Raw genomic sequence first — 1,330 nt, 5'->3', positions numbered from 1 at the left:
ATTGGAATCCAGCTTGGACCCCGCTCTAGGGATGGTCTGAAAAAGACTTCCCGAATCTGGTGAAATACGCCGATCCCGTTGCCCGAGTTTCCCGATGAAGCAAATGACCTTCGCCGACGCCGAGTACGCCGGCAAGCGCAAGCAGACCCGCAAAGAGTTGTTCCTGATCGAGATGGATCAGGTGGTGCCGTGGAAGGGTTTGATTGCCCTGATCGAGCCGCACTACCCCAAGGGTGAAGGTGGTCGTCCGGCGTATCAGCTGATGGCGATGCTGCGCGTACATTTGATGCAGAACTGGTTCGGCTACAGCGATCCGGCGATGGAGGAGGCGCTGTACGAGACCACAATCTTGCGCCAGTTTGCCGGGCTGAACCTAGAGCGTATTCCCGACGAAACCACCATCCTCAATTTCCGTCGCCTGCTGGAGAAGCACGAGTTGGCGGCCGGGATTCTGGCGGTGATCAATGGTTACCTGGGCGATCGGGGCCTGTCGCTGCGCCAGGGCACCATCGTCGATGCCACGCTGATCCATGCGCCGAGTTCGACCAAGAACAAGGACGGTAAGCGTGACCCGGAAATGCACCAGACCAAGAAGGGCAATCAGTATTACTTCGGCATGAAGGCCCACATCGGCGCCGATGCCGAGTCCGGCCTGGTGCACAGCGTGGTAGGGACGGCAGCCAATGTTGCAGACGTTACCCAGGTCGACAAGCTGCTGCACGGTGAGGAAAACATGGTGGGTGCCGACGCGGGTTACACCGGCGTCGAGAAGCGCCCGGAACATGAAGGCCGGGAGGTGATCTGGCAGATCGCGGCCCGCCGCAGTACGTACAAGAAGCTGAGTAAGCGCAGCGCGCTGTACAAAGCCAAGCGCAAGATCGAGAAATCCAAGGCCCAGGTGCGCGCCAAAGTCGAGCACCCGTTCCGGGTGATCAAGCGCCAATTCGGCTACGTGAAGACACGCTTCCGTGGCCTGGCGAAGAACACCGCGCAGTTGGTGACACTGTTCGCGCTGTCGAACCTGTGGATGGCGCGCCGACATTTGCTGACGAATGCAGGAGAGGTGCGTCTGTAATGCGGGAAATGGCCGGCGCGAGGTGCTCGCGCCGGCTATAAATCCGGAAAGAGGGGATGATTTGATCGTTTTTTAGCCGAATCACCGTTTTGAAATCGGCAAGGGCTGGAGTCAGCCAGAAATACCTGACTACTTCAGACCATCCCTAAGCCGAGTGAAACCGGACCACACCGAAATTACGCTGCCCGGCGCGCACTCGGATATCGGTGGTGGTTATTTGCATGAAGCTGAAGAGTGTGTACTGGTCAGCCCGAT

1 protein-coding gene is annotated in these 1,330 nt (G+C 58.6%); it reads left to right on the top strand.

From position 1 onward, the window contains the following. Positions 1-94: 94 nt before the first annotated feature. Positions 95-1,075 (top strand): IS5-like element ISPst5 family transposase, encoded by a 981-nt coding sequence (locus DQ405_RS26980; protein WP_168426517.1) that lies wholly within the window; start codon positions 95-97, stop codon positions 1,073-1,075. The last annotated feature ends 255 nt before the right edge of the window (positions 1,076-1,330 follow it).

It is taken from the genome of Pseudomonas sp. SST3, from assembly GCF_003325755.1.
This window is presented reverse-complemented; position numbering and strand designations above follow the sequence as displayed.

Bases quoted from the DNA above. Each gene is read 5' to 3' on its own strand.
- DQ405_RS26980 (WP_168426517.1), top strand. From the start codon at position 95: ATGAAGCAAATGACCTTCGCCGACGCCGAGTACGCCGGCAAGCGCAAG.